We start from the raw sequence: 22,669 nt of genomic DNA, 5'->3' as shown, positions 1-22,669 counted from the left end.
TTTTGCCGTGATGATGATGTTCAGCCTGACGGCGCAGGCCATGACGCTGGAAGCGCTACAGCAGCGTTTCAGCAGCCAGCCGGTCGTGCGGGCGGCGTTTACCCAGACGCGTGAAATTAAAGGGATGGCGCAACCGCTTAAATCCAGCGGAGAAATGCTGATCGCACAGCAAAAAGGGCTGTGGTGGCATCAGGCCAAGCCTTTCCCGCTGACGCTGGTGCTGGACGAGCAACGAATGGTGCAGGTCATGAACGGGCAGGCGCCGCAGATTGTGACCGCGGAGAGCAATCCGCAGATGTTTCAGTTCAACCACCTGTTGCGCGCGCTGTTTCAGGCCGACCGTCAGGTGCTGGAGCAAAACTTCACGCTTGATTTCGCCGACCTGGGCGATCGGCGGTGGCGGCTGGTATTAACGCCGAAAACCTCGCCGCTGGATAAATTATTCAACGCCATCACCCTCAATGGCCGTGAATATCTGGACCAGATAGAGCTCAACGACCGTCAGGGCGATCTCACCCGGATAACCCTTAGCAACCAGCGTCTGACGCCCCGGACATTGAGCGATGATGAGCAAAAACGATTCGTTTTCTAAATGGCATCGCCGGGCGGCGTTCGTCTGGGGCGGATGCTGCGTGGCGTTATTGGTGGCGCTGACGCTGCTGTGGCCGCAGGCTCGCATCAACAGCAGTGTGCTGGCGTTATTGCCCGATAAGTCGATGGGCAACATCCCGCCGGAACTGCAGGCGGGGTTTATGCAGCGGCTCGATCAGCAGATGGTCTGGCTCGTCGCGGCGGGGCAACAGGACGATCCGGCTCCCGCCGCGTGGTGGCTGCAGCAACTGCGGACGTGGCCGGAGCTCAAGCAGGTCAAAGGCCCTATCGACGCCGAGCAGCAGAAGGCGTGGGGCAAGTTTGCTTACGAACATCGTAACGGTTTGATCGACAACGCCACGCGTCAGCGTCTGCAGCAGGGCGGCGGCGCGCAGGCTGACTGGGTGCTGGCGCAGCTCTATTCCGCCTTCTCCGGGGTCAGCGGTCAGGAGCTGGCGCACGATCCGCTGATGCTGGTTCGAGGTTCGCAATTAGCGTTGCAGCAGCAGGCCAGCCAGCTTGGGCTATCGCAGGGATGGCTGAGCGCGCAGGATAAGAACGGTCAGCGCTGGTACTTTTTACATGGCGAGCTGAACGGCGACTCGTTCGATATGGCGCAGGGACAGCAGCTGGTCGAGAAGTTGACGCGTTTACAGGAAGCGCTGAAAACCCGGTATCCCGACGCGCAGGTGCTGACGCGCGGCACCGTGCTTTTCANCCACCATGCCAGCCAGCAGGCGAAGCAGGATGTCTCTACGCTGGGCACGGCGACCATTGTGGGCGTGCTGCTGTTGGTGTTTTCCGTCTTCCGCTCGCCCCGGCCGCTGTTGCTGTGCGCGCTCTCCGTGGCGATTGGCGCGCTGGCCGGAACGGTCTTTACGCTGCTGCTGTTCGGCGAACTGCACCTAATGACGCTGGTGATGAGCGTCAGTATTGTCGGCATTTCGGCTGACTACACGCTGTACTACCTGACCGAGCGCATGGTGCATGGCGGCGCGGTATCGCCGCTGGAGAGTTTACGCAAGGTTCTGCCGTCCCTGCTGTTGGCGTTAGGGACGGCCGTGGTGGCCTATCTGATCATGGTGCTGGCGCCGTTCCCCGGATTGCAGCAACTGGCGATTTTCGCCGCGACGGGGCTGGCTGCCTCCTGCCTGACGGTCATTTGCTGGTATCCGCGCTTGGTGCGGGGGCTGCCAGTGCGTCCGATTCCGGCGATGGGGCTGCTGGGTCGCTGGCTGGCGGCATGGCGTCGAAATCGGCGGGTGCGTTGGGGCATCCCCTTCGCCCTGCTGGTGTTCGCCGTTATCGGCATGTGGCAGCTCAACATTGACGACGATATCTCGCAGTTGCAGTCCATNCCCGCCGCGCTGATGCAGCAGGAGCGCCAGGTCACCGCGTTAACCGGACAGGGCGGGGATCAAACCTGGTTCGTCGTGTACGGCGACAGCGCTGAGCAAACGCTGCAGCGTCTGGAACAGTTGGCTCCCCGGCTCCGGGAGGCTCAACATCAGCGCTGGTTAATGTCCTACCGGTTGTTGCCGCTGGTCTCGCGGGCGCAGCAACAGCAGGATGAAAGTCTCATCGCCGCCGCCGCGCCGACCGTGGTGACGCGACTGCAAGAGGCGGGCGTGAGCGTGTCTGCGCCGGATGTGAGGCCGATGCCGGTGACGCCGGAGGTCTGGTTGAACAGTCCCCTGAGCGAGGGATGGCGGCTGCTCTGGCTGACATTGCCTGACGGCCGCAGCGGTGCTCTGGTACCGGTCAATGGCGTTCGCGATAGCGCGGCGTTGGCGCGTCTGGCTCAGGAAACGACGGGCGTTATCTGGATCGACCGCAAAAGCAGCTTTGATCACCTGTTTGGCTTCTATCGCGTCATGCTGAGCTGGCTGCTGATCGCGGCGGTCGCGGTGATTACGTTGAGCTATGTGGTGCGGCTCGGCGTACGCAAGGGCTTGCTGAGCGTGGTGCCGTCGGTCCTGTCTTTGGGCGGCGCGCTCGCCCTGCTGGCGCTGAGCGGCCATGCGCTTAACCTGTTTTCTCTGCTCGCGTTGGTGCTTGTGCTCGGCATTGGCATCAACTACACGCTGTTCTTCAGCAACCCACGCGGCACGCCGATGACCTCGTTGTTGGCGGTGGTGCTGGCGATGTGCACGACGTTGCTGACGCTCGGTATGCTGGTCTTTAGCGGTACACAGGCCATTAGCAGCTTTGGCATCGTTCTGTGCGGTGGTATTTTTATCGCCTTTTTACTGGCGCCGCTGGCTTTACCGGATTCGAAAGGAAAGAAAAAATAATGTTATTACGCAATGTGGTGCTGGTGTTTTTCAGCCTGTTATTGGCCGCCTGCGCCGGCAAATCGCAGGACAACCGCCCTCAGGCTTGGCTTAAACCGGGCGTGAGGGNCACTCTGCCCGCGCCGGCGATAACGCCCGCGGTCAATCAGCAGCAGCTGCTGACCAGTACTTATAAGGGAAAACAGCAGTCTTTGATGGTGATGCTGAGCGCGGATGAGCAGCGCCTTTCGCTGGCCGGATTGTCCTCTTTGGGGATTCGTCTTTTCCTCATCACGTATGATGCGGCGGGCATCCACACCGAGCAGGCCATCGTTCTGCCCGAAATGCCGCCCGCCAATCAGGTGCTGGCGGACATCATGCTCAGCCACTGGCCTATCGCCGCCTGGCTGCCCCAGCTTCCGGCGGGATGGTCGTTACACGATCGCGGAGACGTCAGGCAACTGCGTGATAATCGCGGCAACCTGATTACGGAAATTCGTTATATGACCAGAAATAACCTGCGCGAGCCGGTCAGCGTTCAGCAGTTCGTCTTCGGCTACAAGATTGCTATTCAACCGTTGGACGGCGAGTCATGATATATATCCATGCCGCGGGCATGCTGAATGCCTTGGGCAACGATAATGACGATATTGCCCGGAATCTGTCGCGCTCCGTCGCGCCCGGTATGAGTCCCGATCACCGCTGGTTATTGCACGGCAAGACCTGCTGGACGGGAAAAGTGATGGCTGAATTACCGCCGATCCCCGATGCGCTGGCGAAGCACAAAACCCGCAATAACCAGCTGCTGCTGGCTGCGTTGCAGCAGATACTTCCACAGGTTAACGCGGCGATAGCCCGGTTTGGGGCGGAACGCGTGGCCGTCGTGATGGGAACCAGCACCTCAGGCTTGGATGAGGCGGATTGCTACGTCAGCGACCAGACGATGGATTATCACTATGAACAGCAGGAGCTGGGCGATCCGTCGCGTTTTCTGGCCTCCTACCTCGGGCTGCACGGACCGGCTTACACCATATCCACTGCTTGCTCCTCCAGTTCGCGTGCGCTCATCAGCGGAAAACGGCTGATCGATGCGGGGCTGGCGGATGTCGCCATCGTCGGCGGGGCCGACACGCTGAGCCGGATGCCGCTAAATGGGTTCGATAGTTTGGAATCGCTGTCCGAAAAACGCTGTACGCCGTTCGGCAAACAGCGCGACGGCATTACCATCGGAGAGGGTGGCGCGCTGATGTTGATTGGCCGGGAACCGGCCGAGATAGCCGTGCTTGGCGTTGGCGAGTCGTCAGATGCTTATCATATGTCCGCGCCGCACCCGGAGGGCGAGGGCGCCGAGCGGGCGATCCGCATGGCGTTGGACGACGCTGGCCTGGATCCGCAAGATTTGGGCTACATCAATCTGCACGGTACGGCGACGAAGCTCAACGATCAGATTGAGTCTCATGTGGTTCACCGCGTGTTCGGCAGCACGGTCCCCAGCAGCTCCACCAAACATCTGACCGGCCACATGTTAGGGGCGGCGGGGATTGGTGAGGCCGCCTTGTGCTGGCTGCTGCTGACGCGTGGCCTGCCGCTGCCGCCGCAGGATTTTTCGCAGAGCGAGCGGGACGATGAACTCCCGCCGTGCGGTGTCCTGACTGAACCCGCGGAATTGGCGCGTCCCGTCATTCTGTCCAACTCTTTCGCATTTGGCGGTAACAATGCCTGCCTGATTTTGGGGAGGTATGATGGCTGAATATGCTTGCGCAGAGCGTTACCTGCCTCACCAGACGCCGATGGTGATGGTGGAAGAGGTGGTCGCCATTCACGACGATAGCGCCCATTGCCGGGTGAGTGTTTCGGATAACGGAGTACTGGCGCCTTTTCTGGATACTGAGGGGAATCTGCCTGCCTGGTTCGGCATTGAGATCATCGCCCAGACCGTCGGCGTTTGGTCCGGCTGGCATCAGCGACAGGTTCAGGACGTTAAGCCACAGCCCGGCATGCTTTTGGGCGGACGGGGTTATCGTTGTCAGCAGGAGTACTTTCCCGCTGGATCGCTGCTGGATATTCACGTCAGGCTACTGATGCGCGATGAGAAGATAGGCAGCTTTGAAGGGGATATCTCGATCGCGGGAGCGTCGTTCGCTTCCGGCAGGCTGAATACCTACCAGCCGGACAAAGCCGAGTTGCAACAATTATTAGAGCAGGAAAAAAACGAATGAGTCGTTCAGTCTTGGTAACAGGTGCCAGCAAAGGGATTGGCCAGGCCATCGCTTTGAGTCTGGCGGCGGACGGATTTACGGTGGCGGTGCATTATCATCGCGATCGGGAAGGCGCCGAGCAGACGCTGCGCCAGATTGTTGAATCGGGCGGTCAGGGTCGCATTATCGGATTTGATATCGCCGATCGTGAGCAATGCCGTACGGAGATTGAGCAGGATATCGAGCGTCACGGGGCTTATTATGGCCTCGTCAATAATGCGGGCATCACCTGTGACGGCGCCTTTCCCGCGCTCGATGAAGACGCGTGGGATCGGGTGATTCACACAAACCTCGACAGCTTCTACAACGTGATCCACCCCTGCGTCATGCCGATGATCGGCCTGCGTCAGGGGGGCCGCATCATCACGCTATCGTCCGTCTCCGGTCTGATGGGAAACCGCGGTCAGGTAAACTACAGCGCCGCCAAGGCCGGAATTATCGGCGCGACGAAAGCGCTGGCCATCGAACTGGCTAAACGCAAGATCACGGTGAACTGCATCGCGCCGGGGTTGATTGATACCGGTATGATTCAGATGGAGCCCGTTGCGGTGGACGAGGCGATGAAAATGATCCCTATGAAGCGCATGGGGCAAGCAGAAGAGGTCGCCGGATTGGCGAGCTACCTGATGTCGGATATCGCAGCTTATGTGACCCGACAGGTGATTTCGATTAATGGAGGCATGCTGTAATGCGTCGTGTGGNGGTGACGGGAATGGGCGGGGTAACCGCGTTTGGCGAATCCTGGGCAAGCGTCTCCCGCGGTTTGCTGTCCGGCCGCAACGCGGTAAGCAAAATGCCGGAATGGCAGGTCTATGACGGCCTGAACACGCTGCTGGGCGCGCCCATAAAGTCGTTCCAGCTGCCTGATCACTATACGCGCAAGCGCATCCGCTCAATGGGCCGGGTGTCGTTATTGGCGACGCGGGCGACGGAGCTGGCGTTGGAACAGGCGGGTCTGCTGGGGCATCCTGTCCTGACCAACGGCGAGACCGGCATTGCCTACGGCTCTTCCACCGGCAGCACCGGGCCGGTCAGCGAATTTGCCACCATGCTGACGGAGAAACACACCAATAACATCACTGGAACGACGTATGTCCAGATGATGCCTCACACCACGGCCGTAAACGCCGGCCTGTTCTTCGGCCTGCGGGGACGCGTGATCCCCACATCCAGCGCCTGTACGTCCGGCAGTCAGGCCATCGGTTATGCGTGGGAAGCCATCCGGCATGGCTATCAGACCGTCATGGTGGCGGGCGGGGCGGAAGAACTGTGTCCGTCGGAAGCCGCCGTTTTCGATACGTTGTTTGCCACCAGCCAACGCAATGACGCCCCAGAAACGACCCCGGCGCCGTTCGATGCTGGACGCGATGGTCTGGTGATTGGCGAAGGGGCGGGGACGTTAATTCTGGAAGAGCTGGACCATGCCCTGGCGCGCGGTGCGACCATCTATGCGGAACTGGTGGGTTTCTACACCAACTGCGATGCGGCGCATATCACCCAACCTCAGCGCGAAACCATGCAGCTGTGCATTGAGGGCGCCCTGCGCGTCGCTGGTTTGTCGCCGGAAGATATCGGCTATATCAACGCGCATGGCACGGCGACGGATCGCGGCGATATCGCGGAAAGCCTGGCGACGGCGGCGGTATATGGTCGAACTACGCCGATCTCCTCGTTGAAAAGTTACTTCGGACATACGCTGGGAGCCTGCGGTTCGCTGGAGGCCTGGATGTCGATTGAAATGATGCGTGAGGGGTGGTTTGCGCCGACGCTGAATTTACGGCAGCCAGCCGAGGAGTGTGGCGAATTGGACTACATCATGAGTGAACCTCGGCGTATTGAGGTCGATTATGTGCAGTCGAATAATTTTGCGTTCGGCGGCATCAATACCTCGCTGATTTTCCACCGCTGGAAGTAAAACGAGCGCTTATTTACCGGATAACCTGTTTCACCCGCAGGTTATCCGATATCGCGATTTAGTCTAATTTTAAACCCCTCCCTTTCTTATAAGAACTTATTCAGCGCCCTTCCATTCTTAAGCCTATTAATCGATTCAAAAGGCGTTGACGCCGTTTTTTGATATTTCAGTGACGTAATACTTTGAATGCTTTCGCTGCTAATGATTGATTTTGTGGGTGATTATGGTTTTTTGTTTGGCGAGTCAATATAGCGTTTTTATTTTCCTTGATGAGTGACGTTAATTCGTCATCGCTACCGTGAAAGGCATTATTCACCGCATGATGATGGGGGAAAGGAAATAAACCGACGTACCGTTTAATTCGACGTTTATTGCCTGAGAATAGTGAAGATCAATGAGCGTAAAAAGGCGAAAAGAAACGGAAACTAACGGCGAAATAGAGCGTTGATCGATACGTTCTTTTAAATACCAGGAGTGTCATAAAAATGTAATATTTCGTACATTTTACTGTCATTGAATTGACCTATTTTTTGCTCCAGCAAACTACACTCTGATAATACACGCTCGCTCTGGGTCTACACGTCGATAATATCCCACAGGAGGGATTATGAAACTGATTCGTACCACTGTTGCCAGTCTTGTTGCAGCAGGTGTTTCTCTGACCGCCGTTTCTGCCTTCGCTGCCGTTAACATCACCGGCGCAGGCGCGACCTTCCCCGCTCCGGTCTATGCCAAATGGGCTGACTCCTACCAGAAAGAAACCAGCAATAAAGTTAACTATCAAGGCATTGGTTCTTCCGGCGGGGTGAAGCAGGTGACGGCTAAAACCGTCGATTTCGGCGCATCCGACGCTCCGCTGAAGGATGAGAAGCTGGCTCAGGATCATCTGTTTCAGTTCCCGACCGTCATTGGCGGTATCGTGCTGGCGGTCAACGTTCAAGGCGTGAAGCAGGGCGAACTGACGCTGGACGGCAAAACGCTGGGTGATATCTATCTGGGCACGATCAAAAAATGGAACGATCCGGCCATCGCCAAGCTGAACCCGAATGTGACGCTGCCGAACCAAGATATCGCCGTGGTTCGCCGCGCCGACGGGTCAGGCACGTCGTATGTCTTCACCAGCTACCTGGCGAAAGTGAATGCGCAGTGGAAAGAGAAAGTCGGTTCCGGCAACACGGTGAACTGGCCGACCGGTCTGGGCGGTAAGGGCAACGATGGGATCGCCGCTTTTGTACAGCGCCTGCCGGGGTCGATCGGTTACGTTGAATACGCTTACGCCAAACAGAATAACCTGGTTTACACCAAGCTGATTTCCGCAGATGGCAAAGCGGTCAGCCCGTCTGGCGCTTCGTTCAGCAACGCGGCGAAAGGCGTGGACTGGAGCAAGTCCTTCGCGCAGGATTTGACGGACCAGAAAGGCGACGATGTGTGGCCAATTACCTCTACCACCTTCATCTTGCTGCAAAAAACCCAGAGTAAACCTGAGATCGGCAAAGAAGTGCTGAAGTTCTTCGACTGGGCATACGATAAAGGCGCCGCTCAGGCGGAAGCGCTGGATTACGCGACGCTGCCGAAAGAAGTGGTCGAACAGGTTCGCGCCGCGTGGAAAACCCAGATTAAAGACAGTGAGGGTAAAGCCCTGTACTAATCGTACGTTGTACGATAGAACGTTTCCCATTAGGCAGTAACTGAGAGGTGGATAAACCGGAAACGGCCTATCCACCTTTGAACATTTCATTGGGTTATCCCAGTTTATTAGGAAGAGAGTTGTATGGCTGAATATAAGCCAACCATTACTCCACCAGGAAAACATGGCGACGTGATCTTCGGCGCGGTGGTCCGGTTGGCGGCGCTGTTAACGTTGCTGCTGCTGGGCGGTATTATCGTTTCGCTGATTATTGCGTCGTGGCCCAGTATTCAAACCTTCGGTTTTTCATTCCTGTGGACGAAAGAGTGGGATGCGCCTGCTGGAAAATTCGGCGCTTTGGTGCCGATTTACGGCACTATCGTCACCTCCCTGATCGCGCTCATCATCGCTATTCCCATCAGTTTCGGTATCGCGCTGTTTCTGACGGAGCTGGCTCCCGGCTGGTTGAGGCGCCCGCTGGGCGTCGCTATCGAGCTGCTGGCGGCGATCCCCAGCATTGTGTACGGCATGTGGGGGCTGTTTATTTTTGCGCCGCTGTTCGCGCAATATTTCCAACAGCCGGTAGGAAACGTGTTGTCCGCTATCCCGTTCGTGGGTTCCTTGTTCTCCGGTCCTGCCTTCGGCATTGGTATTCTGGCCGCAGGCGTGATTCTGGCCATCATGATCATCCCTTATATCGCCGCCGTCATGCGCGACGTCTTCGAGCAGACGCCGGTGATGATGAAAGAGTCGGCTTACGGCATTGGGTGCACCACCTGGGAAGTGATCTGGCACATCGTGCTGCCATTCACTAAAAACGGGGTCATTGGCGGCGTCATGCTGGGTCTGGGGCGCGCGTTGGGTGAGACCATGGCGGTGACCTTCATTATCGGTAATACCTATCAGCTGGACAGCGTTTCGCTGTTTATGCCCGGCAACAGCATCACCTCCGCGCTGGCCAATGAATTCGCCGAGGCGGATACCGGCCTGCATACCGCGGCGCTGATGGAGCTGGGGCTGATTCTGTTTGTGATTACGTTCATCGTCCTGGCCTGCTCAAAATTCATGATCATGCGTCTGGCGAAAAATGAGGGGGCGAGCTGATGGCGACGATGGAAATCGAACGCAGCGACGAGGTCGCGCGTAATCGACGCAAAATGCAGTCCTGGCGTCGCCAGAAAAACCGCATCGCGCTGTGCTTGTCCATGTTGACCATGGCGTTCGGACTGTTCTGGCTGATCTGGATTTTGTTCTCCACCTTTACCCGGGGATTCGACGGAATGTCGATGGCGCTGTTCACTGAAATGACGCCGCCGCCCAATACTCCCGGAGGCGGTCTGGCGAATGCGATCGTCGGCAGCGGGTTGCTCATCCTATGGGCCACGTTGTTCGGCACGCCGCTGGGCATTTTGGCCGGGATCTACCTGGCGGAGTACGGCCGTAAGTCGCTGATCGCCGAAGTGATTCGCTTCATTAACGATATTTTGCTGTCGGCGCCTTCCATCGTGGTCGGCCTCTTCGTTTACACGCTGGTCGTGGCGAAGATGGAGCACTTTTCCGGCTGGGCCGGCGTGATCGCACTGGCGTTGCTGCAGGTGCCTATCGTGATCCGCACGACTGAAAACATGCTGAAGCTGGTGCCGGACAGCCTGCGAGAAGCGGCTTACGCGCTGGGAACGCCGAAGTGGAAAATGATTTCCGCCATCACCCTGAAAGCCTCTGTATCCGGCATCATCACCGGGATTTTGCTGGCGGTGGCGCGTATTGCCGGGGAAACGGCGCCGCTGCTGTTCACCTCGCTGTCGAATCAGTTCTGGAGCACCGATCTGATGAACCCGATAGCCAACCTGCCGGTCACGATCTTCAAGTTCGCCATGAGTCCGTTCAAAGAGTGGCAGGATCTGGCCTGGGCAGGGGTGTTGCTGATTACGCTCTGCGTTCTGTTGCTGAATATTGTGGCGCGCGTGCTGTTCGCTAAGAAAAGCGCCTAAAACCCTGTCGAGTGTTGCGAAGCAGCACCACCGCTAGAAGAGAGAAGTCTTGATGAGTATCGTTACTGAGACATCCACCAGCAAAATCCAGGTGCGTGATCTGAATTTCTATTATGGAAAATTTCACGCGCTGAAAAACATCACGCTGGATATCGCACAGAATCAGGTCACTGCGTTTATCGGTCCGTCAGGGTGCGGTAAATCGACGCTGTTGCGCACCTTGAACAAAATGTATCAGCTTTATCCGGAGCAGCGCGCCGAAGGAGAAATCCTGTTGGACGGAAACAATATCCTCACCGATAGTCAGGATATCGCTTTGCTGCGTGCGAAAGTGGGCATGGTTTTCCAGAAACCCACGCCGTTCCCGATGTCGATTTATGACAACATCGCCTTCGGCGTTCGTCTGTTCGAGAAGCTGTCTCGCGTTGAGATGGACGAACGTGTGCAATGGGCGCTGACCAAGGCGGCGCTGTGGCAGGAAACGAAAGACAAGCTGCACCAGAGCGGTTACAGCCTGTCCGGCGGTCAGCAGCAGCGTTTGTGCATCGCGCGCGGGATCGCTATCCGGCCTGACGTCCTTTTGCTGGATGAACCCTGCTCGGCGCTGGACCCGATCTCGACGGGTCGCATCGAAGAGCTGATCTCTGAATTGAAGAAAGAGTACACCGTGGTGATTGTCACCCATAACATGCAGCAGGCAGCGCGCTGTTCCGATCATACGGCGTTCATGTACCTGGGAGAGCTGATTGAATTCAGCGACACCGATACGCTGTTTACTGCGCCACAGCAGAAACAGACCGAAGACTACATCACCGGTCGCTACGGTTGATCAGGGGAGTTTGATGGAAAACCTCAATCTGAATAAACATATCTCCGGTCAGTTCAATGCCGAACTTGAGCATATTCGCACTCAGGTGATGACGATGGGCGGGCTGGTCGAACAGCAACTGACGGACGCCATCACGGCGATGCATAACCAGGATGAAGATCTGGCCAAGCGCGTCATCGAAGGCGACGCCAAGGTCAATATGATGGAAGTGAGCATTGATGAGGCCTGCGTGCGCATCATTGCCAAACGTCAGCCCACGGCGAGCGATCTGCGTCTGGTCATGGCGATCATCAAGACGATTTCCGAACTGGAACGCATCGGCGACGTGGCGGACAAAATCTGCAGCACGGCGCTGGAGAAATTCTCCCACCAGCATCAGCCGCTGTTGGTCAGCCTGGAGTCGATGGGGCTGCACACGGTGCAGATGCTGCACGACGTACTGGATGCCTTTGCCCGTATGGATCTGGAAGAAGCGATCCGCATCTACCGGGAAGATCGCAAGGTGGACAAGGAATACGAGGGCATTGTGCGTCAGCTCATGACTTACATGATGGAAGACTCACGCACCATCCCGAGCGTGCTGACCGCCCTGTTTTGCGCGCGCTCCATCGAGCGAATCGGCGATCGCTGCCAGAACATTTGCGAAATTATTTTCTATTTCGTCAAAGGTCAGGATTTTCGCCATGTCGGCGGCGATGCGCTGGAAAAACTGCTCATCGAAAACGACGCGAAAAAAGACCACTAACGTCTTGGTTCCGGTATGACCTATCAGCCCCGCACTGCGGGGCTTTTTCTTTTCCCGTCCGGCGAAATCGGACGCGCGGCGAGATATGTAACATAAGATTATATTATAGTCGTATATGTTATTTCCCTATATTTAGTCGGGTGTTAGCCTATAACCAATAAAAAATGGGGCAGGGATAACACATGAAACATCACTTTTTGGCGTTAACGCTGGTGGCCGGACTGGCCGCGATTTCAGGGACCGCGCAGGCGGATAAATTGGCGGATATTCAGAAGTCCGGCGTGGTGAAAGTCGCCGTTTTCGACAGTAATCCGCCGTTTGGCTATGTGGACCCAGAGAGCAAAAAGCTGGTGGGCTACGATGTCGATATTGCTGAAGCCGTCGGCAAAGCGTTGGGCGTCAAAGTCGAGCTGCGCGCGACCAACCCCGCTAACCGCATCCCTCTGCTGGTGTCGAAAAAAGTCGATCTTATCGCCGCCAACTTCACCATCACCGACGAACGCGCCAAACAGGTGAACTTCAGTATTCCTTACTTCTCCACCGGACAAAAATTCATCGCCCGTAAAGGCGTGTTGAAGACTCCGGAAGACATCAAAAATCTGCGCATTGGGGCGGATAAAGGCACCGTGCAGGAAATTACGCTGCGCGAGCACTACCCTACGGCGAAAGTCATTTCTTATGACGACACCCCGCTGGCCTTCGCCGCTTTGCGTAACGGCAATGTGCAGGCGATAACGCAGGATGACGCCAAACTGGTCGGTCTGCTGGCGAACGTCCCGGCGGCGCAGAAGGCCGAGTTTGAAATCTCCCCGTTCAGCATCACGCGCGAATATCAGGGGGTGGGTATTCCCAAAGGGGAAGAGGCGCTGACGCAAAAGGTCAATGACGCGCTGTCGGATCTGGAAAAGCGCGGCGAGGCAGAGAAGATCTACAACCGTTGGTTCGGGCCGGATACGCTTTCCGCCCAGCCGCGCGGCGACTTTAAATTCGCGCCGTTAGATCAACAACCTAAAAGCTGATTTCCCCACAGATGACTGACGTTCTCATTCGCCCTCCGTACCTCGGAGGGCATCGTTGTTTATGATGTTTCCTGAATCGATACAACACTGGCTGACGCAGTGGCTGCTTGCGCCGAACTATCTGGCATGGCTGTGGCAAGGTTTCCTGATGACCCTCGGCCTCTCCGCCGCCACCGTGGTCATGGCCACGCTATTCGGCATGGTGCTGGCCGCCGCCCGCGACAGTCACGTACACGTCGCGCGTTGGCTGGCTATCGCCTATAGCGCGCTGTTTCGCAACACGCCGCTGCTGGTCCAGCTGTTTTTCTGGTACTTCGGGGCCGGGCAGCTGTTTCCGTCGTCGGTGATGCAGTGGTTGAACACCCCGCATGAACTTTCCGCACTGGGGTTCGCGCTCCCGTGGCCCTCATTTGAATTTCTCGCCGGACTGCTGGGATTGACGCTCTATTCCAGCGCCTTTATCGCCGAAGAACTGCGCGCGGGGATGGCCGGCGTCGCGACAGGTCAAAAGTATGCCGCCCAGGCGCTCGGTCTGACCGGCTGGCAGGCTATGCGCTATGTGTTGTTGCCTCAGGCGCTGCGCATCGCCTTTCCGCCGCTGCTGGGACAGTACATGAACGTCATCAAGAACTCGTCGCTGGCGATGGCGATCGGCGTGGCGGAGTTGTCATACGCATCACGTCAGGTGGAAACCGAAACGCTCCGCACCTTCCAGGCCTTCGGCGTAGCCACGGTGTTTTATATCGGCGCCATTGCCGTGCTCGAAGGGTGGGGCATGTGGCGTCAACAGCGGAAGTCGACGGAGGGGCGCTGAAATGGATTTTACGATCATCCGCGATAACGTTACCTATCTGATGTGGGGCACGTTTCCCGAAGGGCCGCTGGGCGGGGCGGCGCTGACGTTAGCGATCAGCCTGATGGCGGGCGTCGCCTCGGCCGTGCTGGGCACGCTGTTCGGCATCGCACTCGCCATGTCCCGGGGCTGGCTGGCCGCGCTGCTGGCGATGGTGCTGGGATTTTTCCGCGCCATTCCCGTCATCATGCTGATTTTCTGGACCTACTTCCTGCTGCCGGTGCTATTTGGCGTGGATATCCCGGAGATCACCACCGTGGTCTGCGCGCTGGCGCTGATCGCCTCTGCCTATCTGGCGCACGGGGTTAAGGCCGGGATTGTGGCTATTGGGCGTGGTCAGTGGCAGGCGGGGCTGTCGCTTGGCTTTAATCGCTGGCAGACGTTGGGCTACATCATCTTGCCGCAGGCGCTCCGCATGATGGTGCCTTCGTTCATCAACCAGTGGATTTCCCTGATTAAAGATACGTCGCTGGCGTATATCGTGGGCGTCGGCGAGCTGACGTTTTTGGCGACGCAGGTCAACAACCGCAGCATGGTTTATCCGCTGGAGGTCTTTCTGTTCGTGGCGTTGGTTTATTTTGTCTTGTGTCTGGCGCTGGATGTGCTGGCGACCGGCATCAGCCGTCGTTATGGGGGCCGCCGTGTCCAGAAAGTCGCGCGAGGAAAGGTGACGGCCTGACCGCTCAGCGGTCGCGCGTTAACTGAGCCCAGCCGCGTTCGCGCCAGAGCGCGGGCAGCGCGCGCATATCATCGAACTGGGTGACCAGCGGGTGATGAATGGGCCGGTTAAGCGTATCGGCGCAGTAGTAGAACACCGGAATCCCGGCGGAGATGCCCGCCTGTACGCCGGCCTCTGAGTCCTCCACCAAAATGCAGCGCTCAATCGCCACCTTCATCTGGTCGGCGGCGTAGTAGAGGATCGCCGGGTCTGGCTTCCAGGTTTGAATATCGTAGCCGCTGTAAAGGCGATCGCCGAAAAAGGGCAGAAGCGCCGTTTTTCCCAGCGTGCGCTGCATTTTACTCACCGGTCCGTTCGAGACGACCGCCGTTGGGACCTGTAGGGTTTCCAGCAGTTCGCGTACGCCGGGAATAGGTTGCAGGGCCGCATCGAACAAACGGGCGATTTCGTCGCGATACTCCTGCTCCAATACGGCGGTTTCTTGCGTCAAATGATAGCGTTCGCAGGTGCGGAGAATAATGTCGTGGAGCCTGACGCCTTTAAACTCGGCGATGAATTGTTCTAATGCCAGCGATACGTTGTAGGTGGCAAACACATTGACATAGGCCTGACAGCACAGAACTTCGGTATCGACCAACGTTCCGTCGCAGTCAAAGAAAACGCACTCAATCTGGGACATGACCGTCCTTACCGGGGAGACAAAAGATAACCTTACTTTACTGCACAATGATGCGGTTGTAATTGCTTGTGTCCGCAGGAAAAGGTCGGATTCGCCCGCGAACGCGACGTGTTCCTTGAGTCACCCTGCGGCCTTTTCTCGCCTATGCATAGGATGTCCTTATGGTAGATAAAAAAACGGGGCAACAGCGTCAACCACTGAGAATTTTGGTATAGGATACCTGACGGATAATCTTTCCCTTTCTTCAGGCTATTATGACTCATGGATAAATCTCAAACTGGCTCCGCGTCTGAGCGTGGGCTGTTGCAACGCGTGTTCAAATTACGTCAGCACGGCACCACGGCGCGTACTGAAACGATCGCGGGCTTTACGACGTTCCTGACGATGGTCTACATCGTTTTCGTTAACCCGCAAATCCTCGGCGTGGCCGGTATGGATACGCAGGCCGTCTTTGTCACCACCTGTCTGATCGCCGCTTTCGGCAGTATCCTGATGGGCCTGCTGGCGAACCTGCCGGTGGCGTTGGCGCCTGCGATGGGGCTTAACGCCTTTTTCGCTTTTGCCGTGGTCGGCGCGATGGGCCTGCCCTGGCAGGTGGCGATGGGCGCTATTTTCTGGGGCGCAATCGGTTTCCTGCTCTTGTCTGTGTTCCAGATCCGCTACTGGATGATCGCTAATATCCCACAGTGTCTGCGTCTGGGTATCGCCAGCGGCATCGGCCTGTTTATCGCGATGATGGGGCTGAAAAACGCCGGGATCATCGTGCCGAATGCGGACACGCTGGTTGCGGTGGGTAAACTGACCTCGCACAGCGTGTTGTTGGGCGTACTCGGTTTTTTCATCATCGTAGTGCTCGCCTCCCGCAACATTCATGCCGCGGTGCTGATCTCCATCGTTATCACAACGGCCATCGGCCTGCTGCTGGGTGATGTGAAATATTCCGGCGTCTTCTCGCTTCCGCCGAGCGTCACTAACGTCGTTGGTCAGGTCGATTTGGCGGGGGCGTTAAACCTCGGACTCTCCGGCGTCATTTTCTCCTTCATGCTGGTTAACCTGTTCGACTCCTCCGGTACGCTGATCGGCGTGACCGAGAAAGCCGGGCTGGCGGACGAAAAGGGCAAGTTCCCTGGGATGAAGCGCGCGCTCTATGTGGACAGCATCAGCTCAGTCGCGGGCGCCTTTATCGGAACGTCCTCGGTTACCGCCTATATCGAAAGCTCCTCCGGCGTTTCGGTCGGCGGTCGTACCGGCCTCACGGCCGTTGTGGTGGGCGTGTTGTTCCTGCTGGTGATGTTCCTGTCGCCGTTGGCGGGGATGGTGCCGGCTTACGCGGCTGCGGGCGCGCTGATCTATGTGGGCGTACTGATGACGTCCAGCCTTTCACGCGTGAAATGGGAAGACCTGACGGAAGCCGTGCCGGCGTTTATCACCGCCGTCATGATGCCGTTCAGCTTCTCTATCACCGAAGGGATCGCCCTTGGGTTTATCTCCTACTGTGTGATGAAAGCGGCGACCGGACGCTGGCGTGAAATCAGCCCCTGCGTGGTGGTAGTCGCGGTGCTGTTCCTGCTGAAAATTGTCTTCGTCGACGCGCATTAATGTTTGCCCGGCTAACACGGCGTGGAGTCATCACCTGATGCTGTCAGTTCGGGGCGATGACAACACGCTGTCGCTTTTCTGACGATGACAAAAATAACGCGGCTGTCGCCGCGTTATTTTTTCTCCGCCGAGCGGCTGGTCAGTTTCATAAACCGGGTCGACTGGCGCTGTTGTTGGATAATCTCCGACGTTTTACTAAGCCCTCCCGCCACCGTGTAGTTCCACAGCACCAGCCGGTTTAGCTGCGGCGTCCGGGCGCAGGCCCACGCCAGATAATCGTCAATGTCGCTCATCGCCTCCACTTCCGGCAAATGCGCCACGCGCAGTCTCCCTGACGCCGGATGAAGCTTCAACGACTTACTGCCGTCCAGATTGAATCCCGGTATTTTGAGCACGGACTGGCGGATGACGGCGAGCTGAGAGGCAGCTTCCAGCGGGTCGATTTGTGCGTCTACCCACGCCTTCTCCGCCTGCGTCTGCCACTCTGACTGCGGCTGTTGCGACGCCCGCACGTGAACGATCTCCATACTCATCCCCACACTGCCCGTCTCGCTCAATAGCAGTCCGATGGTATTCCCCGCGTAGCCCAAGCTGAAACTGGGCAGGTTGATATCGCTAAAGCAGGGGCGGCCGTTAGGCGCAGTCATCAAAGGAGGCAGCATCGGATAGCCAAACAGATAAAACATGAGTTCTGCCAATAACGCCCGGCTTTTCAGATAGCGTTCGCGCCGCTTCATCGAAAAACTCTGCGTTGAGGCGATCAGGTCGTCAGACAGGCGTTGCAGACTGGGCAAAACTTCCGTGCTGGTCCACCTGACGAAATGGCAGGTCATAATTCACTCCATGATAATGACGCAAATTGGGGCGTCCGAGGTTAGCTGAGACGATATAAACGCTGTGATGCTATATATCACAGACAAAAATATTAACTAAGCACAAATTAACGGATTAATATTCAACAGTGAGTGCATGTGTTGTTTTCGTCAAAATTCTCTCCTTGCCTCGTTGAAACAAGGAGAGTCGCCGTCAGCAGGATCGCCCATGAGACAAGGGCACGGCGGGGTGGGATGACCGATGTTTAGTTATGTCCAATCTGCTGTCGTGGCGCTAAAACTGCCTGAAACGCTACTGCCTGTGCGAATGGGAACGCTCTCCAGCCGACTGCCGTTGCCGCTCTTCCCTTTGTTGGCGCAGAACGTCGGGCGTCACCAGCCGCAGGGCCGAAGTCGGGCAGACTCTGACGCAGGACGGTCCATCTGCCACGCCACGGCACAAATCGCACTTGTGCACTTCGCTGCGGGCGGGCGGTTCACCCTTCTCCTGTGGCGAGGTCACCACCTGAATTGCGCCGAAGGGACAGGCAATGACACAGCTTTTACAGCCGATACAGCGCGACGAAACTACCTGAATGCTGTCGTTCTGGGCGACCAAGGCGCCTTGCGGGCAGGCGCTGGCGCAGGGCGCGTTCTCGCACTGGTGGCAGAGCACCGGCACGCTGACCTCGGCGCTTTTGATGACCGTTAGCCTGGGGGCGAATGACGCGGTATTCAGGCTGCTTAGCCCGCCGCTGGTGTGGGCGACGGCGCAGGCGACTTCACAGGTGCGGCAGCCAATGCATTGGCTGGCGTCGGCAATGACGAACGAATTCATCGCACCAGCTCCTGCGAGTCGACGCGAGATGTCGCCGCGGCAGTTTGCGCTTCGCTCATCGCGTTGATCATACTGCGCGCCGCCTTACGGCCGTCAGCGATCGCCGTGACCACCAGGTCGGCGCCGCGTACGGCGTCACCGCCGGCGAAAATGCGTGGATGACTGGTCTGGCAGGCATTGCGGCCGAGCGGTTGAGCCTCGATCTGCCCCCACTTGTTGCGCTGTACTTCTGCGTCATCCAGCCACGGCATCGCGTGAGACTGAAAGCCGAACGCCGTAATCACGGCATCCACCGGGTGGATGAACTCGGAACCTTCAACCGGCTGCGGACGGCGGCGGCCGCTGGCATCCGGCTCTCCCAGCTCGGTACGGATGAGGCTGACGCCGCAGACTTCGCCTTGATCGTTGAGGCAGATTTTCTGCGGCTGTACGTTGAACATGAACTCCACCCCTTCCTCGCGGGCGTTTTTCACCTCTTTTTTCGACCCCGGCATATTCGCCTCGTCGCGACGATAGGCGCAGGTGACCAACTCCGCACCCTGTCGGATTGAAGNGCGTACGCAATCCATGGCGGTGTCGCCGCCGCCGAGCACCAGCACGCGTTTGCCCTGCATCGAGACATAAGGCTCATCTTCCAGGTCCGGCAGGCCCATAACTCGTTTGGTATTGGCAATCAGGAACGGCAGCGCATCATAAACGCCCGGTGCGTCTTCATTATCCAGACCGGCTTTCATGGAGCGGTAGGTGCCGACGCCGACGAAAACGGTGTCGAATTCATCCAACAGTTGCGTCAGCGAGATATCGCGCCCGATCTCGGTATTGAGATGAAATTCGATGCCCATGCCCTCAAACAGGACACGGCGCTGGATGAGTACGTCTTTATCCAGCTTGAAGGAGGGAATGCCGAACGTCAGCAGGCCGCCTATCTCGGGATGCCGATCGAAGACCACCGCTTTGACGCCGTTACGCGTGAGGACATCCGCACAGGCCAGCCCGGCGGGGCCCGCGCCGATAATCGCCGCCCGTTTACCGGTCGGCTTGACCTGATTCAGATCGGGTTTCCAGCCCATTTTCAGCGCGCTGTCGGTGATGTAGCGTTCGATGTTGCCGATGGTCACCGCGCCATATGCTTCTTTTCCGAGCGTACAGGCGCCTTCGCATAGACGATCCTGCGGGCAAACCCGTCCGCAGATCTCGGGCAGACTGCTGGTGCGATGCGACAGCTCGACCGCTTCCATGATGCGGCCTTCTTTCGCCAGACGCAGCAGTTCAGGGATGTTGTTATGCAGCGGGCAAGTCCATTCACAGACGGAGTGCTGACCGCAGGTCATGCAGCGTCCGCCCTGATCCTGGACCTGCTCCGGCGTAAAGCCCAGGTAGATTTCATTGAACGTGGAAACGCGCTCATTTAGCGGTTTCTTGATGGCGTCCATTCGCGGCCAGCCTTTGCGTTTATTCAGCAGAGNGGGGCGCGATGGGTTATAGGGCGGCGCGGCCCGCCAGTTACCGGGCGCGGAACGCTGAGCCGTTTCACGCTGTTTTTCCTGACGCTGCTGCTCTAGTGTGTGCTCACTAACCAAACGCAGCGCGTGGGTGGGACAGGCTTCAACGCAAGCCTGACCTTCGGCTCTGCCGATACAGAGGTCGCATTTGTGAGCGGAGGCGGTATCCGGCGTTTTTTCTGTCGTTTCGACTGATATCGCGCCAAAAGGACAGACGATGACGCAGGTCTTACATCCAATGCATTTCTCGGCGATAACTTGAATGCTGTTCTCTTTTCTCACCAGCGCCTGTGTCGGGCACATCGCGGCGCAGGGAGCATCTTCGCAGTGATGGCAGGTGACCGCCGTATGCAGCTCGGCTTTATGAAAGACGTGGATACGAGGGGTAAAGTTTTCCGCGCTTTCAGGATAAGCGCCATTGTTATGGGTAATCACACAGGCAATCTCGCAGGCTTTACAGCCGATGCAGTCCTTGGCGTTTGCGACGATAAACCGATTCATATCTTCTCCCGATAAGATCGTGTTGATGCAGGATACGGCATTGCATAAAGGCCGATACCGCGTCTTACTTTATCTTTAAAATAACAAAAAGTAAGCGCTTGCTTACTTTTTGGGTGACGACCGTCACACTTTTTAATTGTCCGGCCAGAGCGAAAAGCTTGGGGCAGGTGTCGAAGTCATATCAAGGATAGCGGCTTCGTGGTCTGGCGTGGAATTTTTATCCTAGCGGCTACCCGCTCCGGTTATTTTGATATAAAACAGAGAATCAAAAAGAAGAATAATCAAATTTATTCAGTATGTTAGCGTATTGAGAGTCATTATCTTGTACACAAAACCCGGCGCGGAAGAAAGAGAACGATTGCGTAAAGTCTTTCAAAGGTATTCAGCGTCCCACGCGGTCGCTGAAGGTCCAGATAAGCTGCGGGCGCCGTCGGCGTCAGGAGGCGAAAGCGTTATTAGGCGCGATTCCTGACGCGCAGGTGGACGTGCCTGCGCTGCTGTGACTTCATCGTGCTCAGCAGCAGGGCCAGCGCATCCAGCTTGTCGATAATCTGGGTGCCCAGATAAAAATAGCCGTAAATTTTGTTCTCTATCGCGATGTCGTTTCCGGCGTGCTGGTCCAGCAGCGTTGAACGCAGTTCCTGCATCACTTCCTGTTCAAACTCTTTATGGTGGAATTTCTTTATGGCATCCGGATCGTTAATATCGTCGCGAATAAGCGCTTGTAAAATTTTAAAGCGGTAATCGATCGCGTAATTAATTTTTTTCGACAGCGAAGAGGCGCAAATAATATGGTGACTAACAGAACAGTCCCAGAAGGCTTTTTCAATCAAATTGAGATAAGAGATAATATCGAGAATGGTTTCCTGCAGTGAAGTATAAATTTTTTTATCTATTCTGGTTTCTTTCTGGGCTGGTGTGGAGAGTTTTAATATATTGGAGATGGTTTTTTTATTAGTACTGTTAAGATTTTTTAATTCGGGCCGGTTAAATAGATTGCGAGATAAATTGGCACAGTAAAGCTGATGCAGATTGGATATGAGTTTGTACAGCTCTATATTCCAGTGAATACTCGCTTTGTGCGGTAAAATACTGGAAAAAATGACGGCGATGACGCAGCCGATAAATACGTCGGAAATTCGCCACAACGCGATATCCAAATTCCCGCCCGACGCGCTGACGGTCACTGAAAGCGTAATACCAATGAGTATCCCGGCATAAGGGATTTTACTTAGCGTCAAATAGCCGCAGGTAAATATACCGAGCGCGATGATCACAATCATGCCCGAAAAGGTGTATTTCCCCGCATAAAACGAAAGAATACCGAAGATGATGCCAATCAAGGTGCCGGTCGAGCGCTGGATGGCGCGGGGATAGACGCTGCCTTTATAGGACATCGGGCCCATGATGACGACCATGGTGATCAGGATCCACGAGACGTCTTTGACCAAATCCAGTTTTGCCAATAGGAGTAAAGCGAAAATAAAAGAAATCGTTAAGCGCAGCGCATGGAAGGTGCGATAATATTTGTATTGTAAATTCTCTACTTTCATGGTCTTTTCTTTTAAAAGCACCCGCTAAATCACTATTAACTTCTGTGTTGTAAAGTTAATTGTCGATCGCGAAAACCCCTATTTCCACCGGTACGAAATGATGTCATCCAACAACGGATAGAGAGGATAGCATCTTTTTTAACTAAAGTTAACAATGGGCCAGCCTCCGGAAACCCAACCTTGTTCTTATAAGAAGATAATTTCCTCCATCAGCAGTAATGAATTGTAAATTGATGTTTTCAACGCAAGGCAATGCGAAATTTCTCATATTTATGGTGAATGGAATTCTTTTTTATGGAGGGAAAGGTGAATGACTTTAATGGGTGGCGCTGTAAATAAAAAAAACAGTGATTACTTTTAAGAAAAATGATCCTGGGGTGAAAATATTATTAATACATTAGGTTG

21 protein-coding genes are annotated in these 22,669 nt (G+C 56.3%); 16 read left to right on the top strand and 5 right to left on the bottom strand.

Translation table 11 applies throughout. The features are described from left to right. Positions 1-10 precede the first annotated feature (10 nt). The 15 genes from SB13_RS01115 (at position 11) to SB13_RS01045 (ending at position 14,780) form a co-directional block, all read left to right on the top strand. Positions 11-592 (top strand): LolA family protein, encoded by a 582-nt coding sequence (locus SB13_RS01115; RefSeq protein ID WP_036150133.1) that lies wholly within the window; start codon positions 11-13, stop codon positions 590-592. After that, positions 564-2,885: an MMPL family transporter gene (locus SB13_RS01110; RefSeq protein ID WP_026738588.1), complete on the top strand. Its 2,322-nt coding sequence runs from the start codon at positions 564-566 to the stop codon at positions 2,883-2,885. The genes SB13_RS01115 and SB13_RS01110 overlap by 29 nt, the downstream gene beginning before the upstream one ends. Continuing rightward, the gene (locus SB13_RS01105; protein WP_200873529.1) at positions 2,885-3,460 is read left to right on the top strand and encodes a DUF3261 domain-containing protein; all 576 of its coding nucleotides are present in this window, start codon (positions 2,885-2,887) and stop codon (positions 3,458-3,460) included. The genes SB13_RS01110 and SB13_RS01105 overlap by 1 nt, the downstream gene beginning before the upstream one ends. Then, on the top strand, positions 3,457-4,614 hold the full coding sequence (locus SB13_RS01100) for a beta-ketoacyl-[acyl-carrier-protein] synthase family protein (protein ID WP_026738586.1): 1,158 nt from the start codon (positions 3,457-3,459) through the stop codon (positions 4,612-4,614). The genes SB13_RS01105 and SB13_RS01100 overlap by 4 nt, the downstream gene beginning before the upstream one ends. Next, positions 4,607-5,083 (top strand): hotdog family protein, encoded by a 477-nt coding sequence (locus SB13_RS01095; RefSeq protein ID WP_026738585.1) that lies wholly within the window; start codon positions 4,607-4,609, stop codon positions 5,081-5,083. The genes SB13_RS01100 and SB13_RS01095 overlap by 8 nt, the downstream gene beginning before the upstream one ends. Then, complete coding sequence (locus SB13_RS01090) at positions 5,080-5,811, top strand: 3-ketoacyl-ACP reductase FabG2 (RefSeq protein WP_026738584.1); 732 nt, start codon at positions 5,080-5,082, stop codon at positions 5,809-5,811. The genes SB13_RS01095 and SB13_RS01090 overlap by 4 nt, the downstream gene beginning before the upstream one ends. Continuing rightward, on the top strand, positions 5,811-7,037 hold the full coding sequence (locus SB13_RS01085) for a beta-ketoacyl-ACP synthase (RefSeq protein WP_026738583.1): 1,227 nt from the start codon (positions 5,811-5,813) through the stop codon (positions 7,035-7,037). The genes SB13_RS01090 and SB13_RS01085 overlap by 1 nt, the downstream gene beginning before the upstream one ends. A 607-nt stretch (positions 7,038-7,644) precedes the next feature. Then, positions 7,645-8,685 (top strand): phosphate ABC transporter substrate-binding protein PstS, encoded by a 1,041-nt coding sequence (gene pstS / locus SB13_RS01080; protein WP_026738582.1) that lies wholly within the window; start codon positions 7,645-7,647, stop codon positions 8,683-8,685. A 123-nt stretch (positions 8,686-8,808) separates the two neighbouring features. Beyond that, positions 8,809-9,768 (top strand): phosphate ABC transporter permease PstC, encoded by a 960-nt coding sequence (pstC, locus tag SB13_RS01075; RefSeq protein ID WP_026738581.1) that lies wholly within the window; start codon positions 8,809-8,811, stop codon positions 9,766-9,768. Continuing rightward, positions 9,768-10,655 carry a phosphate ABC transporter permease PstA gene (pstA, locus tag SB13_RS01070; RefSeq protein ID WP_026738580.1) on the top strand — a complete coding sequence of 296 codons (888 nt, stop codon included), beginning with the start codon at positions 9,768-9,770 and terminating at the stop codon, positions 10,653-10,655. The genes pstC and pstA overlap by 1 nt, the downstream gene beginning before the upstream one ends. A gap of 52 nt (positions 10,656-10,707) precedes the next feature. Next, positions 10,708-11,484 carry a phosphate ABC transporter ATP-binding protein PstB gene (gene pstB, locus SB13_RS01065; protein ID WP_026738579.1) on the top strand — a complete coding sequence of 259 codons (777 nt, stop codon included), beginning with the start codon at positions 10,708-10,710 and terminating at the stop codon, positions 11,482-11,484. Positions 11,485-11,497: 13 nt separating this feature from the next. Beyond that, positions 11,498-12,229 (top strand): phosphate signaling complex protein PhoU, encoded by a 732-nt coding sequence (gene phoU, locus SB13_RS01060; RefSeq protein ID WP_026738578.1) that lies wholly within the window; start codon positions 11,498-11,500, stop codon positions 12,227-12,229. A gap of 182 nt (positions 12,230-12,411) precedes the next feature. Continuing rightward, the gene (locus SB13_RS01055) at positions 12,412-13,248 is read left to right on the top strand and encodes an ABC transporter substrate-binding protein (RefSeq protein ID WP_026738577.1); all 837 of its coding nucleotides are present in this window, start codon (positions 12,412-12,414) and stop codon (positions 13,246-13,248) included. Between the two features lie 64 nt (positions 13,249-13,312). Beyond that, positions 13,313-14,062, top strand: a complete 750-nt coding sequence (locus tag SB13_RS01050; RefSeq protein ID WP_051616377.1) for an amino acid ABC transporter permease — start codon at positions 13,313-13,315, stop codon at positions 14,060-14,062. Position 14,063: 1 nt separating this feature from the next. Further along, positions 14,064-14,780, top strand: a complete 717-nt coding sequence (locus SB13_RS01045; RefSeq protein ID WP_036150115.1) for an amino acid ABC transporter permease — start codon at positions 14,064-14,066, stop codon at positions 14,778-14,780. Positions 14,781-14,784: 4 nt separating this feature from the next. Here SB13_RS01045 and yieH read toward each other — a convergent pair whose 3' ends face one another. Beyond that, on the bottom strand, positions 14,785-15,459 hold the full coding sequence (gene yieH / locus SB13_RS01040; protein WP_026738575.1) for a 6-phosphogluconate phosphatase: 675 nt from the start codon (positions 15,457-15,459) through the stop codon (positions 14,785-14,787). A 261-nt stretch (positions 15,460-15,720) separates the two neighbouring features. On the opposite strand from yieH, the gene SB13_RS01035 reads away from it, so the two are divergent. Further along, the gene (locus SB13_RS01035; RefSeq protein WP_026738574.1) at positions 15,721-17,058 is read left to right on the top strand and encodes an NCS2 family permease; all 1,338 of its coding nucleotides are present in this window, start codon (positions 15,721-15,723) and stop codon (positions 17,056-17,058) included. A 113-nt stretch (positions 17,059-17,171) separates the two neighbouring features. Here SB13_RS01035 and SB13_RS01030 read toward each other — a convergent pair whose 3' ends face one another. From SB13_RS01030 to SB13_RS01015, 4 genes are all read right to left on the bottom strand, one after another. Then, positions 17,172-17,891 (bottom strand): 4'-phosphopantetheinyl transferase family protein, encoded by a 720-nt coding sequence (locus SB13_RS01030; RefSeq protein ID WP_026738573.1) that lies wholly within the window; start codon positions 17,889-17,891, stop codon positions 17,172-17,174. A 292-nt stretch (positions 17,892-18,183) separates the two neighbouring features. Continuing rightward, on the bottom strand, positions 18,184-18,708 hold the full coding sequence (locus SB13_RS01025; protein ID WP_026738572.1) for a 4Fe-4S dicluster domain-containing protein: 525 nt from the start codon (positions 18,706-18,708) through the stop codon (positions 18,184-18,186). Next, positions 18,705-20,711, bottom strand: coding sequence for a formate-dependent uric acid utilization protein AegA (aegA, locus tag SB13_RS01020; protein WP_026738571.1), 2,007 nt, complete (start codon positions 20,709-20,711; stop codon positions 18,705-18,707). Before aegA ends, SB13_RS01025 begins: the two co-directional genes overlap by 4 nt. A 455-nt stretch (positions 20,712-21,166) precedes the next feature. Further along, on the bottom strand, positions 21,167-22,264 hold the full coding sequence (locus SB13_RS01015; protein ID WP_026738570.1) for an FUSC family protein: 1,098 nt from the start codon (positions 22,262-22,264) through the stop codon (positions 21,167-21,169). Positions 22,265-22,669 lie beyond the last annotated feature (405 nt).

The organism is Lonsdalea quercina subsp. quercina (assembly GCF_000688695.1).
Classification (GTDB): Bacteria; Pseudomonadota; Gammaproteobacteria; order Enterobacterales; family Enterobacteriaceae; genus Lonsdalea; species Lonsdalea quercina_D.
Note: the sequence above shows the minus strand (reverse complement) of the source record. Positions and strands in the feature narration are given on the sequence as shown.